Annotated in this window: 17 protein-coding genes; 3 read left to right on the top strand and 14 right to left on the bottom strand. The window is 59.9% G+C overall.

The features are described from left to right. Position 1: 1 nt before the first annotated feature. The 3 genes from KTT_RS19875 to KTT_RS19865 form a co-directional block, all read right to left on the bottom strand. Positions 2-862 carry an ABC transporter permease gene (locus tag KTT_RS19875; protein WP_126597652.1) on the bottom strand — a complete coding sequence of 287 codons (861 nt, stop codon included), beginning with the start codon at positions 860-862 and terminating at the stop codon, positions 2-4. Positions 863-893: 31 nt separating this feature from the next. After that, positions 894-1,961, bottom strand: a complete 1,068-nt coding sequence (locus KTT_RS19870) for an ABC transporter ATP-binding protein (protein ID WP_126597651.1) — start codon at positions 1,959-1,961, stop codon at positions 894-896. 715 nt (positions 1,962-2,676) lie between these two features. Then, a complete protein-coding gene (locus KTT_RS19865) occupies positions 2,677-5,265 on the bottom strand; it encodes a tetratricopeptide repeat protein (RefSeq protein WP_126597650.1) in 2,589 nt (862 codons plus the stop codon). A 304-nt stretch (positions 5,266-5,569) separates the two neighbouring features. Between KTT_RS19865 and KTT_RS19860 the strand changes: the two genes are divergently transcribed. After that, positions 5,570-6,883, top strand: a complete 1,314-nt coding sequence (locus KTT_RS19860; RefSeq protein WP_126597649.1) for a WD40 domain-containing protein — start codon at positions 5,570-5,572, stop codon at positions 6,881-6,883. Between the two features lie 555 nt (positions 6,884-7,438). Next, positions 7,439-9,340 (top strand): hypothetical protein, encoded by a 1,902-nt coding sequence (locus KTT_RS36780; protein WP_218030934.1) that lies wholly within the window; start codon positions 7,439-7,441, stop codon positions 9,338-9,340. Positions 9,341-9,634: 294 nt separating this feature from the next. Here the strand turns inward: KTT_RS36780 and KTT_RS19850 are convergent, their stop codons facing one another. The 10 genes from KTT_RS19850 to KTT_RS19805 all read right to left on the bottom strand — a co-directional run bounded on the left by KTT_RS19850 (position 9,635) and on the right by KTT_RS19805 (position 21,190). After that, the gene (locus tag KTT_RS19850) at positions 9,635-10,327 is read right to left on the bottom strand and encodes a TlpA family protein disulfide reductase (protein ID WP_126597648.1); all 693 of its coding nucleotides are present in this window, start codon (positions 10,325-10,327) and stop codon (positions 9,635-9,637) included. 18 nt (positions 10,328-10,345) lie between these two features. Next, complete coding sequence (locus KTT_RS19845; RefSeq protein ID WP_218030933.1) at positions 10,346-11,338, bottom strand: heme o synthase; 993 nt, start codon at positions 11,336-11,338, stop codon at positions 10,346-10,348. Further along, the gene (locus KTT_RS19840) at positions 11,335-13,041 is read right to left on the bottom strand and encodes a cytochrome c oxidase assembly protein (protein WP_126597647.1); all 1,707 of its coding nucleotides are present in this window, start codon (positions 13,039-13,041) and stop codon (positions 11,335-11,337) included. Before KTT_RS19840 ends, KTT_RS19845 begins: the two co-directional genes overlap by 4 nt. Positions 13,042-13,116: 75 nt before the next feature. Then, positions 13,117-13,713: a hypothetical protein gene (locus tag KTT_RS19835; protein WP_126597646.1), complete on the bottom strand. Its 597-nt coding sequence runs from the start codon at positions 13,711-13,713 to the stop codon at positions 13,117-13,119. Between the two features lie 21 nt (positions 13,714-13,734). After that, positions 13,735-15,678, bottom strand: a complete 1,944-nt coding sequence (locus KTT_RS19830; protein WP_126597645.1) for a cytochrome c oxidase subunit I — start codon at positions 15,676-15,678, stop codon at positions 13,735-13,737. Continuing rightward, on the bottom strand, positions 15,675-16,454 hold the full coding sequence (locus KTT_RS19825; protein WP_126597644.1) for a cytochrome c oxidase subunit II: 780 nt from the start codon (positions 16,452-16,454) through the stop codon (positions 15,675-15,677). Before KTT_RS19825 ends, KTT_RS19830 begins: the two co-directional genes overlap by 4 nt. 155 nt (positions 16,455-16,609) lie before the next feature. Further along, positions 16,610-17,311: a hypothetical protein gene (locus KTT_RS19820; RefSeq protein ID WP_126597643.1), complete on the bottom strand. Its 702-nt coding sequence runs from the start codon at positions 17,309-17,311 to the stop codon at positions 16,610-16,612. Between the two features lie 1,019 nt (positions 17,312-18,330). Continuing rightward, positions 18,331-19,326, bottom strand: coding sequence for a GNAT family N-acetyltransferase (locus KTT_RS19815; protein WP_126597642.1), 996 nt, complete (start codon positions 19,324-19,326; stop codon positions 18,331-18,333). Between the two features lie 376 nt (positions 19,327-19,702). Next, entirely contained in the window at positions 19,703-20,053 is a 351-nt protein-coding gene (locus KTT_RS19810) for a WYL domain-containing protein (RefSeq protein ID WP_126597641.1), read from the bottom strand. A 93-nt stretch (positions 20,054-20,146) separates the two neighbouring features. Then, positions 20,147-21,190 carry a phosphotransferase family protein gene (locus KTT_RS19805; RefSeq protein ID WP_126597640.1) on the bottom strand — a complete coding sequence of 348 codons (1,044 nt, stop codon included), beginning with the start codon at positions 21,188-21,190 and terminating at the stop codon, positions 20,147-20,149. 263 nt (positions 21,191-21,453) lie between these two features. Between KTT_RS19805 and KTT_RS19800 the strand changes: the two genes are divergently transcribed. Next, on the top strand, positions 21,454-22,290 hold the full coding sequence (locus KTT_RS19800; RefSeq protein WP_126597639.1) for a nucleotidyltransferase domain-containing protein: 837 nt from the start codon (positions 21,454-21,456) through the stop codon (positions 22,288-22,290). A 46-nt stretch (positions 22,291-22,336) separates the two neighbouring features. Here the strand turns inward: KTT_RS19800 and KTT_RS19795 are convergent, their stop codons facing one another. Continuing rightward, positions 22,337-23,047 carry an IclR family transcriptional regulator gene (locus KTT_RS19795; protein ID WP_126597638.1) on the bottom strand — a complete coding sequence of 237 codons (711 nt, stop codon included), beginning with the start codon at positions 23,045-23,047 and terminating at the stop codon, positions 22,337-22,339. Positions 23,048-23,205: the final 158 nt, after the last annotated feature.

Genomic DNA, 23,205 nt, shown 5'->3' with positions numbered 1-23,205 from the left:
TTTAACCTCCATTGATGTTGACGCGGCGTAAGGCAAAGCGGTAGATGATCAGCATAATAGCGATGACGGCCAGCAGGGTCAGGCACTGCTGCACCAGCAGCGAGAGCAGGCGCGCGGCCTCGAAATGGACCAGCGTGCGCGAGGGTCCGTAGAGGATGGCGCTGAACGGCAGGGACTGCGCGATGCTGCGCAGTGGCTGCGGGAAGATCTCCAGCGGGGCCAGCACGCCTCCCAGCACCAGCGTCAGCCGGCTGAAGATCAGCGAGAACGACTGCGTCTCCTCGCTCCAGAAGGCCAGCAGGCCGATGCTGAAGTGCATCACAAAGTCGATGCTCAGCGCGAGCAGGGCGACCAGCGGCCACGCCAGCACTCCTTGCCAGGTGAAGTGAGGAAGGCCAGCCATCAGTAGAGCCAGCAGCGCGCCGACCACGGCGTTCATCAGCAGGCGCACCAGGCGCTCGCCCAGGTAGTGCGCGTAGTTGTAGAGCACGTAGCTGGACGGTCGTCCCAGCAGGTAGGCCAGCTGGCCCGAGCGCACCTCCTGGTCGATGCGCCTGGTCAGCGCTGGCAGGCTCAGGGCGATCGCCTCAGCGGCCACCAGGTACCAGATCATGTCCGCGATGGTGAAGCCGCTGAGCACGCGCGCCCCGCGCAGGGCGAAGGTCGTCTTCCACAACTGTGTCAGCACAAAGACCAGCACCACCAGCATTAGGGCGCGGAAGAACACCTCCATGATATAGGCCAGATTATTCAGTACGCTCACGCGCAGGATGGCCAGGTATTTTAAGCTGGAGAGGCGCACGCGTCTCGCCACGCGCGCCCACATACCTCCAGCTGGAGCCTTCTCTATCTGCGTCTGCATAGGCCACCTATCCTTTCATCGGTATGTCTGCTTACTCGGTCAAGGATGCAAATTTTTCGGCAGAGATCGGCGTCGGGACCTGGCTGCCATAGATGCTGGCGATGATCGTCTCCATCGGCGGGTCCGAGATCGTCATGTCCAGGATGTGCTGTCGCTGCATGATGGTCGCCACCACCGGCTCCAGTGGGCAGCGCAGCGTATCGACGGACAGGCGCAGACTATGTTCCCGCGCCTGCAGGACGCGGATACCCGCGTGTCTCAGCTCGGGTATAGAGAGCTGAGGCTCGTCCGTTCCAGGGCTGAGCAGTTCATCGACCGTACCGGCCAGCTGCAGGTCGATGGTCTTCTCCTTGAGGTAGTCGCGCTTGAGGGTCGCCACCGACTCGTCCAGGATAATCTCGCCATGGTTGATGACGATGGCGCGGCGGCAGACCTGCTCGACATCGCCCGCGTCGTGGGAGGTTAACAGGACGGTCACTCCCTCCTCGGCGTTCAGGCGGGCGATGAGATCGCGGATGCGCTGCCTGGCGATCACGTCCAGGCCGATTGTAGGCTCGTCCAGAAAGACGATGCGCGGCCGATGCAGGAAGGTAGCGGCCAGCTCGCAGCGCATGCGCTCCCCCAGGCTCAGCTTGCGGGCAGGCGTGTGGATATAGTCGGCGATATCGAAGACTTCGATCAGGAAGTCGCGCCGTCGGCGATACGCGTTCATGTCCAGCTCGTAGATGCGCGCCAGCAGATTAAAGGTATCCTGCGGCGGCAGATGATACCAGAGCTGCGACTTCTGCCCGAACACGCTGGCGATGTGATAGGCCAGCTGGCGCCGCTGCTGCCAGGGGGTATAGCCGAGCACGCGCACGCTACCGGCGCTGGGATAGAGGATGCCGGTCAGCATCTTGATGGTCGTGCTCTTGCCAGCCCCGTTGGGGCCAATAAAGGCCAGCACCTCGCCCGCCTCAAGCTCGAAGCTGATATCCCTGACCGCCTCGCGTGAGCGGTAGCGCGGCCGCACGAACGAGCGCACGCTCTCGGCAAGGCCGGAGGCTCGCTCCCGGCTGCGAAAGGTCTTGGCTAAATGACTCACCTCAACAATCGACATAGGCCTGCTCCTTTGCCCGTAGAACAACCTGACCTGTGCGGTACAACAACAAAATGATCAGCCAAAAGCAAAAAAGGGAGAGGCCCGGGTAGGTGTCACCCGGGCCTCTCCCTTGTATCTCAATCTGTCTGACTGGCTGACAGATGCTGTGTTACGGCTGGTTCAAGTCTGTGTAGAGGGAATGAGAGGACAGCGACACCCGGCCCATGGATAGCCCGTACAGGGCTGACAATGGGCGATGGAGGTAAAAAACATAGTGGAGGTAAGAAGCCATGCAGCTTTTGCCTGTACCATGTTCATCGCGTTCCCTTCATCCAAAAATGATAAGATCAACATAAAAGCATATAACGTATAGAGCAATTGTAGCGGCAACCATTGTGTTTTGTCAAGTAGCGTCGACCTTCAACGGTCGACCGGGCCGCCAGCGCCAGCGATTGCGGCCCACGTGCCCGGCCGGTTCGGCTTCTCGTGGATGGTACGTCGCCCCGACGTGGTACCCCAGGGGGAACGTTAGCTTTTGGGTTCATGTGCGGAACGTTCCCCCTGGGGTACCACGTTTCCCAGCGTGTAAGGCAGGGGAAGCGGGGGCGTGGGGGGACGTGGGCTGCCGTCGCTGGCGCTGGCAGCCCGGTCGACCGTTGAAGGTCGACCTTACGATTACGTTCCTTTTTTAAGGGGCGTTCCGGTTTTCGGGGGCGTTCCGGTTTTCGGGGGGTTATTTGAGGGTGGCGAGCCACTGCTGGACCTCGGCGGTGCGGTAGTGCTCTTCCATGGATTGGAGCAGGGCAAGGCTTTCGGTCCCGTAGCGGCGCGCCAGGTCGGGGTCGTTGAGGGCGGCGGCGACGCGGGACTGTACATAGCGCGCCAGAGCGGCGCCTTCCGGCGAATCGGGGACGCTGAGCCGATATGATTCGTCGAGCGCGACCCGAGCCTCCTGCAGGCGCTGCTGCTGGAGGTAGAGCTCGCCCCATTCGTAGAGGACCCCCGCCTGTAACCAGGGAAACTCGATGGTGCGGGCCTTTGTCTGGGCCTCCTGAAGATACGCCTCGGCCATGGACATATCACCTTGCTTCCACATCAGTCGTCCCAGGTTACACAGCACGCCGATCAGGTATTCGGGATGCTCAAGCTGGCGAGCCAGCGCCAGTCCCTGCAGTAGCGCTTCGCGCGCCTGTTTGTAGTGACCCTGCTCCATGGCCGCCACGCCCATATGCGAGTAGAGCAGGCACTGCGCGGGCAGGTAATTGATCTGCACCGCGATATCCAGGGCTTCGCTCGCCAGCTTAGCGGCCTCGGCGAAGCGGCCACGCATCATGGCCACCTGGTTGAGATTGACCAGCAGGGGACAGATCTGCTCGGGCTTGCCGACGCGGCGCGCCAGCCGCAATCCCTCCCGCAGCAGGCGTTCTCCCTCGACCACCTGTCCCCTGTCACTAGCAACGGCGCCAGAGCTGCGCAGGACCAGGGACTGCAGTTCCTCGTTGTCACACTGGCGCGCCAGTTCCAGAGCCTGTCGCAAATGATCCTCAGCCTCTGAATAGATTCCGCGATAGCTTTCGACACAGCCCAGCATGCGCAGCAGCTGGCTAGTCAACAACGGATCATGCTGAGAACGGATCAGCCTTAACCCCTCCTCAAGATGGTCTTGCGCCTGCTGGTACTCGCCCTGGTTCATCTCGATCTCGCCGAGATGATAGAGCGCGGTTGCCTGGCCCTGCTGATCCCCCAGTTCAGAGGCCGCCTGCCGCACGCGTTCGAGCAGGCTGATCGCTTCCGCATAGGCACCGCGCACAAAGAGAAAGGTGGCGAAGATATTGCCAGCGGTCACCAGGTCAGTCAGCTGTCCGTGTTCGGCGGCCAGGCGCAGAGCGGTCAGCACATTCACACTCTCCAGTTCCAGGCCAGGATAATCCTTCTCGCTGGCATGCACATAGCCGGTCATATAGTGGCTCAACCGCGCGATGGGTGCGGGATCACTGCGCTGCAGGCTGGCGTAGTCGGCGATGGTCTGGTGCAGCGCGTAGCGCTCGGGCGCGTAGCTTTCGAGCAGTCCCGCATCGCTGAGGGCATCCAGGATATCCACGGAACAGTCACCCACGGCCAGGGCCGCCTCTTCACTGAAGGTATTGGGCTTGGGGGGGAAGACAGAGAGGGCGTACAGGGCCACGCGCGCCTCCTCGTCAAGCTGTTGATCGCTGACGGCGATCAGGGTGTGCAGCGAGATGGCGGGTACGTCGGCCAGGCTCGGCGAGCGCTGGGAGAGGGGCTGTGCCTCCCGCAGGTGCAGGCGCATCTCGGCCGTACGCAGGCGCTCGATGGCCTGGCGCACACGCCGCGGCTGCCGGTTATAGGTCTGGACGCGCAAAAAATTGCCTGTGAGCAGCAGGGCCAGCGGCAGACCTCCCACCAGCTGGGCGATCTCTCCGGCGGCGGCCTGCTCGCCGCGCACCACCAGCGGGACCAGTCGTTCCAGCAGGATCATGCTATCGGTGCTGGACAGCTCGGGTACCACCAGGGCATCATCGGCGGCGGCATGCGAGGCCAGTTGGGGGAAGCGCGTCGTCACCAGGTAGGCGCAGCCAGTGCCGCCAAGCTGAAAGGCAACCACGTCCTCCAGCGCCCAAGCGTCATCGATCACGATCAATACGTGTCGCGTGCCGATGGCCGTACGTATGGCCTGCGTCCAGGCGCCAAGCGTGGTCAGGCGCGCGGCCTCGATGGAGGAGATACCGAGCAGCGTTCCCCAGCGACTCAGGATGCCCGGCACGTCTGGCTGCCTGCCCACGCCGGCCCAGAGGATGCCACCCTGAAAGAAATCGCGTACCTCTTCATCATGCGCCAGAGCGGTCGCCAGGGCCGTCTTGCCCACGCCAGGCAGGCCGCTCAACGCCATAATCGTTGAGGGCGAACCTGCGCACAGGCGCGTCTTAAGGTGATGGAGTAGTTCCTGACGGCCAACCAGGTCATGCGTGGGACCCGGCAGTGGCGGGATGGTGGGATCAACGATGGCCGAGTCGGCCTGAGGTGGCGCGGCAGTCACAGCCTCGGAAGGGGCCGCCTCCTCGTTCGCGGATGCGAGCGGCTGCTCCGAACGGGATAGAAAGCCAAGCTCACGAGCATTTTTGCCGAACAGCGCGCACAGCTTCTCACGATAGTAGGGGCTGGGAAGCGTCTTGCCGTGCTCCCAGCGACTGAGGTAGTAACGATCCGCGCCAATCTGTTCCGCGACGTACTGCTGCGACCAGCCGCGCAGCTCACGCTCCACTTTCAGACGCGACGACGATCCGTGCAACTGTGAACCCATGGCGCGTTCCTCCGCTATAAAGGGCGCATTCAGGGGATTTTTCCGCTACCCCCGGCGTGATACGTCTTTGCTACCTGTTTGATACATCGATGCTATTTTAACATATTCGGGTTTACCGGCATACTAGAAGCATCACATTAAAGAGGGAAGCCAATGGACGCGCAAACGTTCTTTTTGCTGCATTATGACGTTGTGCGGATGCTGGCCGAATGAATCATTGCTGGTTGATATTTCTAACGTATAAACCAATTTTTTATCACGCACTCAATGTATTCTTCATAATCAGACAGGAAAGGACGACCCGATGCAACAGGTATCCAGCCGCATCTGCCCCACCTGTGGGACGAGTCTGGCGCCGCAAGAGGTGTTTTGCCATAATTGTGGCCAGCGCTACGAGGCGCAGCAACCGGTCGCCGGTGGCGCGCCGGGCCAGAACCAGTATGGAGGGAATGCCAGCAATACGCCGCCGCCTCCCTATGCCGCTCCGCAGGGACCCTATGCCAATCCGATGGGCGGGCCGCCCGTTCCCCCCGCGGGTAGTATGGCAGGCCCGCTCAATCGACCACCGCGCCGCAGAGGCAATGCGCTGGTCGGCATCGTCAGCGTGCTGGTCGTGCTGGCCGTGGTCATCGGTGGTGTAGCCTTCTTTTTGCTGCCACGCTTGAACGGAAAGAGCAGCACGTCCAGCTCCACCACATCTTCACATCCGACGCCAGCGGCACCCACGCTCAACATTCAGCCATACACCTACAAGGGACACAACTCGGTCGTCTGGCAGGTCAAATGGTCGCCCGATGGCAAGCAGATCGCCTCCTCTGGTGGACTCGGCGACGACTCCGCGCAGGTCTGGGATGCCATTAGCGGCAAAAACGTGATGACCTTCAGCGGCTACTCGGTAATGAACGCGGTCGTCTGGTCACCCGACAGCAAATATATCGCCTGCGGCGGCAATAGCCAGGACATCGACGTGATCAAGGTCGATGGCAAGCAGCGCATCTCGAACTACAAGGGACATAAAGACGCCGTGGTCTCGATCGCCTGGTCGCCCGACGGCAAGCGCATTGCCAGCGCCAGCTACGACAAGACCGTCCAGGTGTGGGACGCCATGACCGGTGAGCACATCTTCACCTACACAGGCCATAGCGATACCGTTACCGGCGTGGCCTGGTCGCCCGATGGCAAGAAACTGGCCTCCAGCAGCTTCGACGGCACGGTCCAGGTGTGGGACGCCACCACCGGCAAGCAGATAACGACATTCAAGGGACACAGCTATCGCGTCTATACCCTGGCCTGGTCGCCCGATGGCAGCAAGATCGTCTCCGGTGGCGATGATCAGATGGCCTATGTATGGGACGCCACCACCGGCAAGAAGCTACTGATGTACAGCGGTCATAAAGGGAGCGTCTCCGGCGTGGCCTGGTCGCCCGACGGCAAGCGCATCGCCAGCGCCAGCTACGACAAGACCGTCCAGCTCTGGGACGCCACCACCGGCGGCAACGCCTTCACCTACAGCAAGCATACCGACTACGTCTACGCCGTCACCTGGTCACCCGACAACCAGTATATCGCCTCGGCCAGCGCCGACCACACCGTCCATGTCTGGCCAGCGCATCCGTAACCGCGTCCGATTGCTTGATCTGTGCCGGGCAGCAAGCGCCCACAAGGGACGCACCTACGCAAGGTGGTTTATATAATGGTGCAACAGATGCGCGATGCGCATCTGTTGCACCATTATATAAACCACCAAATTTTTGCTTGCCGTCTTATGTAAGCCAGGGGGAGAAATTCAGCGCTCGCACGCGGGCATTTTTCTTGCAAGGGGTGAAGAAATTCAGCGGCGAGTTTTAATCGAAGACGAGTTTTGAACCCGCAGGCAGAGGATAGAATAATTGCGAATGAGCTTCGAACCTATGATATCAACTATATATGCATGCTTCACTGTGTATCACCGCATCCTTGTGGAAAATCTTATACAATATGTTACCAAATCTTTGTAGTCTTACGCTTTGATTAAAAATATTATGTAATTTGAGTTGAAGTAACCGCCAAGCCATTGACTATATACTTACATGTAAAGATGGACGTAATTGAGTGCCAACCATCTTCTATAATTTTTTTTATATGTCCGCCATTAGAGAAACGTTTCTATTGCCTTAAAAAAAGGAGTTTATTTGTGCGGAAACGAGTGATGCAATTTTTCTCTCTGACGGTATTCATGCTGTTGTTGACAGCGATGTCGCAGGCGACGGCCTTTGCGGCAACCGCAAGCGCTGACAATGCGGCTGGCGTTAACCCCTATTCGCCGGCGTATCAACACAGCTACCGTCACGGCGCGGTCCCTACTATTGCTCAGAGCAATAAAATGAAGACGTATAGCCAGGTCCATCCAGCCGTTACCGGCAACACGCTTGGTTATGGTGGTGGCATCGATGGCATCGGCGTCACCAGTGGTCATGAAAAAGTATATTTAGTCTTCTGGGGAACTCAGTGGGGTACACAGAGCACCGATAGCGGTGGCAACCTGACCTTCTCCGGTGATCCAGATAGTGGTGCTCCTCTCCTGCAGAGATTGTTCAAGGGACTGGGCACAGGTAACGAGCTGTGGTCAGGTGTTATGACCCAGTATTGTGATGGCTCTGGTGTCGCCACTGGTGCCAGCACTTGCCCATCCACGTCAGCGCATGTCGGCTACCCGACCAATGGCGCGCTCTCCGGTGTCTGGTATGACAATTCCGCTGCTTCCCCAAGCGCGGCCACTGGTCACCAGATCGGCACCGAGGCGGTCAACGCGGCCGCTCACTTCGGCAACACGTCTGCGTCATCCAACCGCTACGCGCAGTATGTCATCCTGTCGCCAACGGGCGCCAATCCGGACAACTACAAGACCGGTGGCTTCTGTGCCTGGCACGACTACAACGGTGACAGCTCACTGAGCGGCGGTGCTGTATCTTCTCCCTATGGTGACATCGCCTTCACCAACATGCCATATGTGATGGATCAGGGCGCCAGTTGCGGTCAGAACTTCGTGAACGCCAACGGCACCGATGATGGCTACACCATGGTTGAAGGCCATGAGTATGCCGAGACCATCACCGACCAGAATCCCGCCGGTGGTTGGACCGCCTCCAGCGGCCAGGAAAACGCCGACGAGTGCGCATGGATCAGCTCTGGTCAGGGCGCTTCCGCCAACGTTACCATGGGCAATGGCACCTATGCGATGCAGTCCACCTGGTCCAATGACACCAACCGCTGCGATATCTCGCACAGCATCGTTGGTGGCACCAGCGGTGGCAACGACTTCTCGATCAGCGCCAATCCAAGCAGCCTGTCGATCAATCCTGGTAGCAGCGGCAGCTCGACCATCAGCACAGCGGTCACCAGCGGTTCCGCCAGCACCGTTAGCCTGACAGCTTCTGTCTCTCCTTCCGGCCCGACAGCCTCGCTGTCCCCAACCTCCGTTACGGCCGGTGGTTCTGCGACCCTGACCGTCTCGGTTGGCTCAACTGTAGCATCCGGCACCTACACAGTAACCGTCACAGGTACCGAGGGTACCACCAGCCACAGCACGTCCGTAAGCGTCTCGGTTGGTTCCAGCGGTGGCACCAGCAACAAGATCACCAATGGTGGCTTCGAGAGTGGCTCAAGCCCCTGGGTGGAAAGCTCGACGGGCGGCTACGAGATCGTCGATAGCAGCAACCCGCACAGCGGCAGCTATAGCGCCTACCTCTGCGGCTACAACTCTTGTACCGACTCGATCTACCAGACCGTCAGCGTCCCATCGTCGTTTACCAAGATTACGCTGACCTACTGGACATACATCAGCACCAGCGAGAGTGGTAGCACCTGCTACGACTACTTCTACGCTCGCTTACGCACGTCGTCCGGTACGACCATCTCGACTCCACAGAAGCAGTGTAACGCGAACACTCATGGTTGGACACAGTACAGCTTTGATGTAACATCAGCCCTGTCGAACTACAAGGGTCAGAACGTTCAGGTCTACTTCCTGGGCACCACAGACGCTTCGCTCGTCACCAACTTCTATGTTGATGATGTCGCGTTGAACGTCCAGTAATACCTACAGCACAGACTCAGGCACTCACGACCGGGATGGCAGCAATGCCATCCTGGTTTGTTTTTTTCGGTGTTTCGGGTTGTCTCCCCGCCTTCGGCGGGGAGAGAGGGGAGAGAAAAATGTGGGGGGACACCCCCACTCCCCCGGCAGGAGGGCTCGCCGCCCTCCTGCACCTCCCGCTTGGGGGTGCTGAAGGCTCGCACGCGGCTTAAGTTAACGCTTATGGGGAACGCTCCTACACCCCCGGCAGGAGGGCTCGCCTCCCTCCTGCATCTCCTGCTTTGTTCGGGGAGGTTAGCGGGTGAGGCGGGCCATTTCGGATTGGAGGCCGTGGGCGTCGAGGGGAGCGATCCAATGGGCCACGACGGTGCCGTGGCGGTCGATAAAGATGGTGGCGGGCAGCCCGGCGACGTTATAGTCGATGGTGGTCGACGAGCTGAAGGTGTCCTGGGCGTTGGGATAGGTGATGTGATAGCGCCTCAGGAAGGCGAGGGCGGAGTCGCGCTTCTCGGGACCATCGATGCCGAGCAGGGCGATGCCGCGCGCGTTGAGCATGGGCCAGGAGCGCTGCAGGAAGGCGGCCTCCTGGTTGCAGGGTGTGCACCAGGAGGACCAGAAGTTGAGGATGATCGGCTTTCCTTTATAATCGGATAGCCGCAGCATGGATTGAGAAGCGTCAGCGGCAGACGCGTCGTGGCTGGCAAGCAGCGACAGGGTGAAATCCGGCGCGGACCTGCCAAGCAGCGGACTGGCAAAGTCGCCGTCGCTGACCGGACGCCCGCTGGTTCCGGGCTGCGCAGGGGAGAACGGCGTTAGCAGTTGTATGATCAGCAGCACGAGCAGCGCGAGGTTACCGCCGACCAGCAAAACAATAGGAAGCGCGCCACGCCGGCGCAGGCGAGCCAGAAATGATCCCGAGGGGGGCGCGGCCTGACCGGTGGTGGCCTTCTCAGGTTGTGACATAAAACGTTCCACTCCTTTCTTCATGATGGAGGTAGTCCTGCTTTAGCGCAGCACGCGATCGAGCACCATCGCGGCGAAGAGCAGGGCCAGGTAGCAGTTTGAGTACCAGAACAGCGTGCGCGCCCGGCGCTTTGTACGATCCAGCAGCAGGCGCAGCGCCATGTAGACCAGGATCGCGTTCAGCAGCAGGGCGCCTACGAGATAGAGGTTGCCCAGGCCGCGCAGCAGCCACGGCAGCAGCGTAATGCCCACCAGCAGCAGCGTATAGAGACCGATCTGCCGGCGCGTCTCGCGTCGTCCCCTGACGACGGGCAGCATCGGGACGCGCGCCCGCGCGTAGTCCTTATGGATCAGCAGGGAGAGCGCCCAGAAGTGGGGTGGGGTCCAGAAAAAGATGATGGCGAAGAGGAGGATGGCCGTCAGCGACAGGCTGTTGGTGACGGCCGCCCAGCCAACCAGCACGGGGACCGCACCGGCGGCACCGCCAATCACAATATTCTGCGGCGTCGTGCGCTTGAGCCACATGGTATAGACGAGCACATAGAAGAGGATGGCCGAGCCTGCCAGCAGGGCGCTGAGCAGATTGACAAAGATGGTCAGGATCACAAAGGAAGCCACGCCCAGCACGATCCCAAACAGCAACGCCTGGCGCGGCCGGATGCGTCCCGAGGGCAGCGTGCGGCGCCGCGTGCGGCCCATCAGCAGATCAATATCACGATCGAGATAGCAATTGATGCAGTTGGCGCTTCCAGCCGCCAGGGCGCCACCCAGCAGCGTCGCCACGATCAGACCCAGAGCGGGCAGGCTCCCTCCACGCGCGATTACCATCGCCGCAAGGGTCACACCCAGCAGCAGTACCGTCACATGTGGCTTCATCAGGTTGACATACGCCGCCAACAGCGTTCCCCTGTCACCCGATGCTCGCCGTGTCCCCACAACCTCAACCTCCAACGCGCCACCCCGCATCCCGGCAACGATGCTGAGATCGGTGGGCGCCCCAACCTTTGTCCATGATCTTCGGTATGGTAATTTCATAATGCAAGACCTCCCGTATGTGCCGGGCTCGCCCCGGCTTGTCCCCTTATCCCTGGCAGCCAGCGCCGCATGCCGGCCAGCAAGCCATCCTCCTCGCTACGCAGGTCCGCCGTGAGACTGGAGGAGAGCGTCTCGTAATAGAGGCGCGAACGCCCACCGGCATCGATAATGAATATGGTGGGATCGTGCGCCACCTCGGCATCGGCCCCAACCTGATCGTAGACGTTGTACTGGTGGTAGATGGCCTGCAGTTGCCGTGAGTTGCCGGTCAAAAACTGCCACCGATGCAGCATCCCATGCCTGTTCGACCAGGCCTGGACCTCGGTAACGCTGGTAACGTTCGGATTGGCGTTAACGGCCAGCAGCACGACCTTGCCGGCCTCTTGCGGCTTCAAGCGAGCCTTCGCGTTATACATAATCTCGGCCGTCAGGGGACAGAGCGTGGTGCAGCGCGCGTCAATAAAGGCCAGCACCACCTCGTGTCCACGCAGCGCTGAAAGCGTCACCGATCGATTGAACTGGTTGAGCAGCGTAAAATCGGGAGCGCTCTTCCCGTCCATAGGGAAGCCGCCGATGGCCGTACTCGTCGCCGATGGAGGCGCCGCCAGCAAGGTCCGGCCACCCCACAGCAAGCCAACCACCATTACCACCACACACACAACGGCCATAATCATAGGTGCCGGGCTCGCCCCGGCTTCCCGCACCCCCGTCGCGCCTGCTCCACCAATGGGGCCACGTCTCCGGGCAAGGATGTGATCGTAATCGGATGCGAGGTCCGAACCATGCGGGGGAGCGTGATCGTGCGTCGAGAGGGGTAATCGGACGCGAGGTCCGAACGTATGGGGCGCGAGGTCCGAACGTATGGGTAGAGTGTCGCTGGTGTGCAAGAGGAGCCAGCGCTGCAGGAGAAAGCTGAAGGCCAGGCCAAAGGGCACGTCGCCGAAGGTCCACATGATGCCGGCGCCAAACTGCTGATCCTGCAGGGGCGAGAGCGCGCCCGGCCACGCCACGCGATGCGCGTAGGCTCCGTAGATGGGATGGGGGGCAAAGCCGAGCAGCACGGCCAGCACAAGGTTCTGCGCGATGGCGAACCCGATGCATCCCAGTTGCCCCAACGAGCTCGCGCGCACGCGCAGTGGAGGCGAGGGGATCACCTGCGACCAGAACACGAAGCTGACGGCGTTAAAGCTCAGGTGCTCACCCCAATCATGAATAAGATCCTTCGACAGCGCCAGGTCATAAAGCGGCGGCCAATGCCAGATCCAGATGCCGACCAGCAGCAGTCCACACGACGCCGTGGGCCTGCGTAGCCAGTGTCCCAGGCGTGCGCAGAAGCGCCCGCAGCGACCGGAGAACAGCGCCCCCAGCCATGTCCTCGCCCGGCGAGGCAGACCCCACCACATCGCCAGCAGTGGAGCCGCCGCCACCAGCAACGGCGCCATCACCATCAGCAACAGCAGATGCTGCACCATATGTACCCAGAACAGCCGTTCAGACAGCTCATCGATAAAGCCGCTGGCCGCCAGCAGAAACGCCAGCAAGGCGCCCACAAAGCAGAACCCGCGCCACAGCCAGCCATATCCCCGCGCCTCCTCGCGCCGGGCCACCACCAACCAGCCGCGCAGATACAGCACCTCCCCCCCCAGGCAGATCAACAACACCACCGGCGGCACCGGCCACCCATCATTACCAAACCACAACATACACCTCCCCTATCCCTTCGAAACTTCCTGCAACGTATCCCCACCAATATCCATGCATGCGCACACGCCATCGCATTAACGCAAGAAAGTGATGAACAGCCACATGACCAGTCCCGCCGCGACGGTGTAGTACCACCAGTAAGCGGTGGCGATGACGAGGTAGATCGCATCGGCCATGCGTCCATGCAGCACGCGACCGAGCACGAGCAGGCCGACGATGACCGTCAACAGGAGGTGGACCGCCGCGTACCAGGTGAAGAGCAGCACCAGGCTCACGTAGGCGTCATAAGGCCGGGCATATCCCAGGGTGACGCCGATCCAGATCTGCCCCGCCAGCGCCAGCATCATCAGGAACAGAGCCAGCAAGAGGAAGAGATGCCGTCCGCGACCCTCGAATTTGAGCATGGAGCGCGCCCAGGCGTAGTAGGACAGACCGCTCAGCAGCAGTCCGATGGTCAGCAGCAGTCCGGGCCAGAAGGCCGGGGCGTGCTCGCTGGGTAGCCGATACTGGTTCAGGGTGTTGAGGGCGCTCAGGTAGCCACCGGCGGCCATGATGGCGACGACCGACAGCGCATCCGATAGAATCAACAGCAGCACGGCCGCCCGCGCCCGCAGCGAGCGCGCACGCGGATCAATGTCATGCATCTGCTCCAGCGACGTATCCATATACATATCTCCTTTCAGCACACGCGCTCAATTCTCCAGCGGTGACTCCTGGGTGACCTCCGTCCGGCCCCCGTCCGTCAGCGACGCGGGCAGGTGATAGTCGCGCGGCGTGCTAGGAAGCACGGAGGGCATCTCCACCGCCACCGGGGCCGGAGAGGCATAATCGTAGGGCAGATCCTTCACCTCGGGCAGGTACTCAAAGTTCTCCAGCGGCACCGGCGTAGGCACCGTCCACTCCAGGGTCCGGGCGCCCCACTCGTTGGCCTGCGCACGCTCGCCGATCAGCAGCGTCATCACCACGTTGCAGACCAGGACGAACACGGAGGCCGCGATCAGGATGGCGAACAGGCTAGCGACCAGGTTGGCCATAGCATAGGGCTGCGCCACGTTGGCCGACCAGCGCGGCTCCCCCTGCAGTCCCGCGTAGAACAGAGACAGGAACGTACCCAGGAAGCCAATCTCAAAGAGCCAGAAGTGGAGCCGGCCCAGGACGGGATTGAGGCGGCGCCCCAGCATCTTGGGGAACCAGTAGTAGAGACCCGCGAAGAAGCCAAAGACCATGCTGCCGACCAGCGTAAAGTGGAAATGGGCCGTCACGAACATGCCGCCATGCAGGATCTCGTCGGTCGGTAGATCGGCCAGGTAGATGCCGGTCACCCCACCGATCACAAAGTTGACCAGCATGCCGGCGACGAAGAGCAACGGCACCGTCATCCAGATCTTGCCACGCCACAGCGTCCCGATAATGCCCAGAAAGAAGACGCCGGTCGGGACCGAGATCAGCTCGGTATCGAGCATATAGGGACTATTGAGGGCGCCAGCCGAGCCGCTGGTGTAGAGATGGTGTCCCCACACCAGGACGCTGAGGACGCTGATGCCCGCCAGGCTGCCGATCATCATGCGATAGCCAAAGACCGGCTTGCGCGTAAAGACAGAGGTGACCTCGGCCGCCACGGCCATCGCCGGCAACGCGATTACATAGACCTCTGGATGGCCCATAAACCAGAACATGTGCTCGTAGAGCCAGTTGCTGCCGCCGAAGGAGGCCACGAAGAACGAGGTCTGGAAGACGCGGTCCATCACCACCATCACTTGCGACATCAAAAAGGATGGGAAGGCCGTCAGGCCCAGCACGACAGAGAGCAGGACGCCCCACACAAAGATCGGCAGGCGCCCCCAGGTCATACCGCGCGCGCGCAAGACCAGCACAGTCGTCACGATGTTGAGGGCCGCCACCGTGGTCGAGATGGCGAAGAGGATAATGGTAAAGCAGTAGGCGTCCATGCCTGGCGTCAACTCCTGCACTGACAGCGGCGCGTAGCCGGTCCAGCCGGTTGGGAAGCCGCCGAGGAACATGGTCGAGAAGAAGACCGGGATAGCCGCGAAGAGCAGCCAGTAGCTCAAAGCGTTCAGGCGCGGAAAGGCCATATCGCGGGCGCCGATCATGATCGGCAGCACGAAGTTGCCGAAGGGACCGCTGATCATGACGACGGTGGCAGCGATCATCAGGATGCCATGCATACCGACGATGGTATTGTAGGTGGAGGGCGTCAGAAAAACAGCCCCCGGCCGCGACTGCTCCAGGCGGATCAGGAAGGCGCCCATCGAGCCCAGTAAGAACATCACCAGCACCGTGAACAGGTACTGCATCCCCACCACCTTATGGTCGGTGGTATAGCGGAAGTAACGCCAGAAACCCTGGTCCTTGCCCGCCAGGTACAATTCCTCGGCCGGCGTGGCGTCGCGACGCGCGAAGCCCCAGCGCGCCACACCATTAAAGGCGCCGATACCGATAAAGAAGAAGAGCGTCCAGGCGCTATAGGCGGCGACCACCTGCGCGTCGTAATTTTCTGGATACCAGATAGCCACCAGCAGCACCGCGCTCACGGCCGCCAGCACGCCCAGCAGGATGCCAGAGAGCACGCTGGGAAACAGCCTCTGCAACAGATTCACACGTTTAACTTCAGTCATACATGTCCCCCCTGACTAACGATCCAGGCGTTAAAGTCTGAATCGCTCACCACATCAACCGCCGACCACATATACGAGTGATAGAGTCCGCACAGTTCCACGCAGGCCACGCTATAATGGCCGATGCGCGTCGGCGCCACGGCCGGAGTCGAAGTCACCTGACCCGGATTGGCATCCACGCGTATCCCCAGGGCGCGAATGGCGAAGCCGTGCAGCACATCCTTCGAACTGACCTGGAACTCCACGGGACGGTTCACCGGCAGTTCGATCACCTGTCCCCGCGTGGAGGCACTATACTGGGGATAGCTGAAGTTCCACAGCCACTGTTGACCCGTCACCTGGATGACCAGCGTATTCGAGGGCGCTGCTACGGTCCGCTGATACGAAGCCAGCAGGCCCCAGATCACCAGGAAGAGGCACAGCAGCCCGGTCACGCAGAGCCAGCCGAACTGCAAAGCGGGCGTCGGGTGCAATGGCGCACCCGCCCCGCTCGGTCGCTCCCTAACCCGGAAGGCCAGCAGGCTATAGCCCAGAAAGACAAACACAAACAGCGCCACCGGCACGGCCAGCGCCGTAAAAACGACCAGCGTCCCATTATCGGCCGCGTCAAAGTCGTCCGCGGCCACCGGCAGCAGCAGCGGAACCAGGAAGACGGCGGCCACGGTCCCGATGATGGAGAGTAGTGCCCAGATAATGAGCGCGCGGCGCAGGTGGCGCGCCTCCCCGCGCACGGGCGGCATTCCCTCAGTGATCCTCTCTACATTCTCCTCAGACATCTTCTATCTCTCCCCCTGTTGTAAAAAGCATTTGGAAACGCCGCTCACTCGCGGCTAGCTCCGCCACCATTGCTCATCAATTGAAGTGGGTCTTTGCTGAGCCATCAGTGATGGTGACCCAGGCGGCTTCGCTCATCCAAATGAGTAGCCTCCCACTAATAATTCGTCACCGTCAACGTACCAGCCATAAATCCGGTGGTAGACATAGGACCGGTAAAGCCATATGGGGGCTCGCGATCCTCGCCGCAAGGATCGTAGCAGTGCCAGACATAGCTGCCCGCTGGTCCCGTACGGAACTGGAACGAGATCACATTGGGTTTTGGATACTGGTTGCCCGCGATCGTCACCACGTTGGGGGCGTCATCGGCCACCGCCACGATCGGCACGCTCACGAACAGAGGATTGTTCGTCTCGGGCGTCGATTGCAGCGTAAAGGTATGCGAGACATGATCCACACTCACCTGACTCATCGGCTTATTATTGACCAGTTCAACGCCGCCGACCGTACCCTGCACCTGCCGGAAATAGCTATTGACCAGCGTAGTCGCGCCATCGTAATTGTCGATGACAACGGTAACCAGGCTATTGGCAGGCACCTCAAGGGTCGTCGACGGACAGTAGCTCACCCATTCAAGCTGTTCCGCGCTCGCCCCCCGGTGGCAGACGTTGCTATCGGGGAATGTGGAGAGGGAGATGGTCGCCGCGTGTGCCCCCGTTTTAGAGGCTCGCAGCACCCCTGGTTCATAGCCAAGGCCATCGATCGAGGTTACCCCGCGCCAGATCGCGGCCACAATAGCGAATCCCAGCACAAGCGCTCCAACAACACCCAGAACAATACCAGAGGCATGCTGTTTCACAGTCGTCCTCCTCATCCGCATGTAACATACAGGCCGGCCAGATGGCAGCCCATGCGTAGAGTCACACTACACAGGATGAATATTTAATGGAGATACTTTAGCTATAAAACAACAACGTACAGTTGTCAGCTTACTGGCTTGCATAGCAGTGGCTATGCACGTCTTATATAACAAATGATGACTGCAACTAAACAACCGTTTACAATGTATTTAGCGTGTTGGATGTAATTTGAGTATACCATATAAAAATGTATTTGTATATGGTTGATATACACATTCAAACCTATATGTTTTCTTTTTGGATATATCACGAGATAAATAAGAAATCTGTATAAAGCGAGCCTTTGCATACCATGATCGTACTATGATATAGTTCAATGTATTTTATAGTGGAACAAGCATAAATGCAATTATAGCTTTCCAGTTTTTTCTACTATGTATTTAAATAAAGAGGAGAGAGGGTGTCGGTGGTGGAAGGTACGCGCCCGGGTACGGGGCAAGCACCCGCAAGGGGCAATACATTCAACTTAAGCGAAAAAGGGAAGCACTTGGGAACCTGAAACATCATAGGAACGCATGTGAGTTGTCCCCGATCACGATCATGTCCCCGTAGGCGGCATAGGATTGCGGCTTTCTCGAGACATTGTTGTGCCGTTCAGGCAGCAATCCTGCCTTGTGCATGCCGCACCCGTTCACGTACGATATCGTTCCTAAAAATCGAGAAAGCGGCCCTGCTCCGTGCAGAAGCCGACATATCGTACGTCAACAGAGCGGCATGCACAAGGCCGGATTGCTGCTTTTCAGAAAACATACAACCTTAAAAAGGCCGCAATCCTATGCCGCCTACGGGGACATGATCGGGTCGAGGGATGTTCCATATTCCGCTGGCGATTTGTCGTGTTTTTTGTTGCTTGCTCTAAAGTTGAATGTATTGCCCGCAAGGGGCGCACCTACGCGCGGCAAGGCAAGTTTTCTATCGCCTTGAAGGCAGGCCCCACCCTCAGGGCCCGCCGGGTGGGTTATGCGATGGGCATGATGGTGAGATCGAGTTCCCAGATCTGGATGGTGCGGATGGCCTCGAAGCCGACGGAGCGGTAGAGGGATACAGGCGCGACGGAGCCACCATCGACGCCGAGCGTGGCGGACCCGGCTCCCTGCTCGGTGAGATAGTTCAGGCCGATTGTCAGCAGCAGGCGTCCCAGGCCGCGGCCGCGCTGGGAGGGATCGGTGGTGAGATTGGAGATCCAGGCGGAGGGCTGGCCATCGGGATTGTGCCCTTCGCGGTCGAACAGCGCATGGACCGTTCCCACGATATGGCTATCGTCATTCTCTTCAACGGCCACGAAGAAGCTGTCCAGCTTCCCATTGAGATCGGAGAGCAGCATCTCCATGGTGATGGGACGAAAGTTCCAGGTACCGGCCCAGGCGCGATTGAGGGCGTCCAGCGCCGTCTGCTCCTCGCCGGAACGCAGTGAGCGGACGCGGATACCTTCGACAGCGCGTACCGGCAGGGGCGTGGGCGATAATGGGCGCAGCATCATATGGAGTGAGCGCTGGAGCGAGAAGTCACGCTCCCTCAGAGCGTTACCGGCCCAGTCCGTGTTGCCCGAAGACACGATGCGCAACCGCGTCTTCTGCTTTGACTGCACGATCAAGAGCACGTGATCTATCATCAGCAGCACCAGCACGGGCTGCCGGAACTCGGGCAGCAGGGCCAGCCGGGCCTCAGCCACCTCTTTTTCCTGGGTGATATGGATAGCAGCCACGCCGACCGGCACTTCATCCTTGACCAGCAGCCAGCTTTCGGTCGCCCAGTCATTGAGCGACCACCAGCCCTCATCTGGTTTGAAAGCCGCCTCGTCGGCATCCTGGGACGCGGACCAGACGTTCTCAAGAGCGGCAATCTCACTCTCGGTGGTCGCGCGCGCCATCTGCACACCAACATATTCTAGCTTTGTCGCCGACGTTAGCGAAAGCTTTGCATTCTCCTCAATATCCTTCGACGGGCCATCCATTCTTTATATAACTCCTCTATAGTATCTCTTCTTATTGCTTCTTTTTATACGCGATCGACATGGAAAAATAAACAGGGGCATATAATCTTAATGCATCCCGCCCGTAGTTTTTGTGTTGGTGCATGGGCGCGCGAGTGCGCGCCCATGCACCAACACAAAATGAATTCCTGAGCACCGCAGGTACGAAAACCATTTGTGTATTGGTGTGGCGGGAGCACGAGCGCGCTCCCGCCACACCAATACACAAACAGTGCGTTCGCGCACACAGATGCCCACGTGGGGGCAGGTAGACATAGAAATCTTATCACAGGAATAGAGGAAAGACAAAATCCTGCGGGGGAGGCCGCAATACATTCATCCGTGTGGCGACTGCATGTCAGCATTGGGCGCAGTGGTCGACAATCGCGCGGGCCGCCTGCTGCAGTTGCAGGCGCAACTCGGCGGGCGCCAGCACCCTCGCATCGGTCCCCAGACCCAGCAGCACACCGATCAGCCAGTCATAATCGGCTGGACGTAGATGCATGCACAGCAAACCCTCGCCGTCCGCCTGTATCTGGAGGCGCGAGGCCAGGTGCTCCACGTGTTCCAGCTTCATGACGCCGCGCGCCGTCAGGTGGATGCGCACTTCGGGAAAAGATGGATCGGTATGGCGAACTGGCTCGGGTGGCCGCTCCATCTGAGGTGGGATGGTCGCGCGCACGCTCAGGAAACGGTCAACGCGATTCATAGCATCTCTCACCTTCGCGTGAAGAATTATCTGGCGCTAGCCAGCGGCGTGAACGTGAGCTCATCCATCGCCCGGTAATAGCGCAGGGTATCTTTAGATGATAGTGTGCAAGAATTCGAGGATCTCCTGCAGGCGCAGGTAGGTCTGCCTGACCCGGTCATGGTCAGGCCGGCGATGGAGTTCGAGGCGGGCGGCACCAAAACTCATGCCGTAGTAGACGTGGAGACGGAACTGGGAGCTGCTATCGGAGGGCTCCACTCCTTGATCAGAATATGTCTGCCAGAAGGCCCGCGTGCCGGCGACGACTTTGGGATCGAGGCTCTCGGTCCCTTTGATGCGCAGCAGGAACATCGTCCAGTCGGCCAGGGGATCGCCCCACCAGCAGCGATCGGAGTCGAGGACGGCACTGATGGTCGGCGGCTGCTTCTCGCCGCCGCGTCGGACCAGCAGGTTGAAGGTCCAGAGGTCACCATGCAGCAGATGGGGACGGCGAACCTCGTCGAGCAGGTACTGGTGATCTCGTGCCAGGGTGAGCAGGGCGCGCATATCGCTGGCATCTAGCCGGGCCGCCTCGATATCCTTGATGGTGTGCTCCAGGGTATGAAATACCTGGGCGCTCCAGCTATCGAACGTGTGGCCCCGCGCGGGCTGACCAAACGTCTCGCCCTCGACGTCGTGGATGAGGCGGGCGATCTCGCCCATCTGCCGATAGAGGTCCAGGTCCTCCTCCATGGCCAGTTCGTTCTCGATATCCGACCACAGCTCGCCCGGCATAAATGTCTGAAATATATAATCACGCCCGAGCAGCTGGTGGGTAAAATCGATCATTAGCGTCTTAGGCAGCAGCGGCGCGATCGGCGCCAGGAACGGCTGCGCGTACTGCTCGTTGCGCATCAGGTCAACCTCGTAGTGCGCCAGGCGGGGTCCGCGCTCCGGCGAGACGCGCAGGATCACCGGCTCCATATCCGCCAGCTGCACGCGATAGGTATTGTTGTGTCCCCCGCCGCCCAGTTCCTTCACGGAGAGCAGCGCCCTCCCCTTCCCAAAAGCCCGCTGGCACATGGCCTCAATCTGCTCCAAAGGGACCGGCTGCTGAAGCGCGCCGGCCTCGCGCTCGATCATTGTATATTCGACCACAGGGAAACTCCTTTTTTAGGGAATGCACAAACGAAAGGGGTTATATTGTTATATCATGCATAGTGTCTGTATTTCCCATAACACACCTCCTGTGACTATGAGCGCGAGGAAGGACCAGCCATTCAAGCAGCTTAAAGGATAAAAGCTCTTTGATTATAGCAGAACGTGTGGCTACAGGGAAACGCTCAATCCGGTTGAGAGGATGGTCATAAGCACAAAAAGTGGGTAGTAGTTACGAATAATAAGATGAAAGGATCGATAAGATGTCACAATCCAGAGTATCCGCCGAAGAGAGGGTCGCTGAACTGGCCACGTTCGCGCAGCAAGCAGCAAAGGCGCTAAGCGACGACAACCGCGTGCTTGCCATCTGGCTCACCGGCAGCCTGGCAACCGGATCAGCGGACGCGCAGAGCGATGTCGACTTACGTGTAGCCATCAAGGCGGAGGCCTTTTCAACCATTGAACAATGGTGGCAAGAGCTCATTGACCTCGTCGCTCCTACGGTATGGAAGCGGCGCTGGCCGGGACCGCCAGAGGAAGCCATCATCGGTGCCATCACATCGGACTACCTCCGCTTCGATCTTGTCATTCAATCGGCAAGTGATACAAAGCCGCGCACGCTCGAAGCGGCACAGTTGTTATTCGATAAGGATAATACCGCCCGGCAAATTCATCTCACCGCTTCCGCCCAGAAACAGCCCTTAAAGCAACTCGCCTACATTGTCGAGGAGTTCATTCGTCTCCTGGGCATGCTGCCAATTGTGGTCGAACGCGATGATGTGCCCATTGGCATGGAGGGGCAGCTGGCCATACATAGCATGCTTATCAGCCTATTGTTGATGGAGAACGGCATTGACCGGGCTATTACCGGCAAACGACACGTCGCCATCCATCTGAACGAGGAGCAACGAGCAACGCTAAATAGCGTACCACCACTGGAACCAACCATAGAATCTATATCACAGGGTCGCATGGCATATGCTCGCCTCTTCCTACCACGTGCCCGTCGCCTGATGGAGGCCAACGGTTTACAGTATCCAGCCGCATTCGAGGCGGCTACCCGCCAACATCTACAGGATACGCTCGGCCTGAGCTGGTAACGCCCTGATCTTCAATCTTTCCCACCACTCAAAGGTGGCTGAATTTTTATGAACCATCATAGGGCCGATCCAACGGCGCTGCGGAGGAGGGCGATCCAAGTGTGAGGGAGATCTGGCGGGCGTGGTCGGCGACGAGGGTGCCGATGTGGGCGAGCTGCTCATCGGAGAGGCGGTAGCTGGGTCCGATGACGTTGATGGCGCCGACGATACCGCCAGCCTGATCATAGATGGGCGCGGCCACCGAGGAGACATCGGGCTCGACGGCATCGCGGCGGGCGACGTAGCCGCTGCGATCGACGCGGCCCTGGATAGCGGTCCCGATGGCGGTGTTGCTGACTGGCACGGTCCGTCCGACCCACATGCCGGCCTGCACAGCCTGACGACTGGAGACCTGGTCGACGTAGAGCACGCTGTCCTCGCCCAGCAGGACACCCAGGTGGGCGCTCTCGCCGGTCTCATCAGCCAGCTGGCGCAGATGAGGGCGAGCCATCTCGTAGAGCGACATGTCCTGCAGGGCAGCCAGGCCCAGCTGCATCACCTGCGGGCCCAACCGATAGAGGCGATCGGGGCCACGGCGGATAAAGGCGTAGCGCTCCAGCACGCGCAGCAGCCGTGTCGCCGTCGCCGGAGACAGATTGGTCATCTTCGCCAGCTCGGTCAGGGACAGACCATCACCATGCGTCTGGAAACAGATGAGGAGATGAAGGGCTCGCTCGACCGGCCCGACGGCCTGAGTCGCGTCCGGGGCTTCTTTCAAGGCATACTCCTTAGTAATTGTGTTGGTGTTATACGTCGCGCCGCCTATGCCGGATGAGTCCACGCTCGATGATACCACCCGTGCCAGTAGGTGTGTATTATTTTTTCGGCCCGATTTGATGGCACAATTGAATTGTGTGCAATTCAATTGTGCGTGAT

The organism is Dictyobacter aurantiacus (genome assembly GCF_003967515.1).
Classification (GTDB): Bacteria; Chloroflexota; Ktedonobacteria; order Ktedonobacterales; family Ktedonobacteraceae; genus Dictyobacter; species Dictyobacter aurantiacus.
The sequence above is the reverse complement of the archived record's forward strand: the minus strand, read 5'-3'. Positions and strand labels throughout refer to the sequence as shown.

Bases quoted from the DNA above. Each gene is read 5' to 3' on its own strand.
- KTT_RS19875 (WP_126597652.1), bottom strand. From the start codon at position 862: ATGCAGACGCAGATAGAGAAGGCTCCAGCTGGAGGTATGTGGGCGCGC.
- KTT_RS19870 (WP_126597651.1), bottom strand. From the start codon at position 1,961: ATGTCGATTGTTGAGGTGAGTCATTTAGCCAAGACCTTTCGCAGCCGG.
- KTT_RS19865 (WP_126597650.1), bottom strand. From the start codon at position 5,265: ATGGGTTCACAGTTGCACGGATCGTCGTCGCGTCTGAAAGTGGAGCGT.
- KTT_RS19860 (WP_126597649.1), top strand. From the start codon at position 5,570: ATGCAACAGGTATCCAGCCGCATCTGCCCCACCTGTGGGACGAGTCTG.
- KTT_RS19850 (WP_126597648.1), bottom strand. From the start codon at position 10,327: ATGAAGAAAGGAGTGGAACGTTTTATGTCACAACCTGAGAAGGCCACC.
- KTT_RS19845 (WP_218030933.1), bottom strand. From the start codon at position 11,338: ATGAAATTACCATACCGAAGATCATGGACAAAGGTTGGGGCGCCCACC.
- KTT_RS19840 (WP_126597647.1), bottom strand. From the start codon at position 13,041: ATGTTGTGGTTTGGTAATGATGGGTGGCCGGTGCCGCCGGTGGTGTTG.
- KTT_RS19835 (WP_126597646.1), bottom strand. From the start codon at position 13,713: ATGTATATGGATACGTCGCTGGAGCAGATGCATGACATTGATCCGCGT.
- KTT_RS19830 (WP_126597645.1), bottom strand. From the start codon at position 15,678: ATGACTGAAGTTAAACGTGTGAATCTGTTGCAGAGGCTGTTTCCCAGC.
- KTT_RS19825 (WP_126597644.1), bottom strand. From the start codon at position 16,454: ATGTCTGAGGAGAATGTAGAGAGGATCACTGAGGGAATGCCGCCCGTG.
- KTT_RS19815 (WP_126597642.1), bottom strand. From the start codon at position 19,326: ATGGATGGCCCGTCGAAGGATATTGAGGAGAATGCAAAGCTTTCGCTA.
- KTT_RS19810 (WP_126597641.1), bottom strand. From the start codon at position 20,053: ATGAATCGCGTTGACCGTTTCCTGAGCGTGCGCGCGACCATCCCACCT.
- KTT_RS19800 (WP_126597639.1), top strand. From the start codon at position 21,454: ATGTCACAATCCAGAGTATCCGCCGAAGAGAGGGTCGCTGAACTGGCC.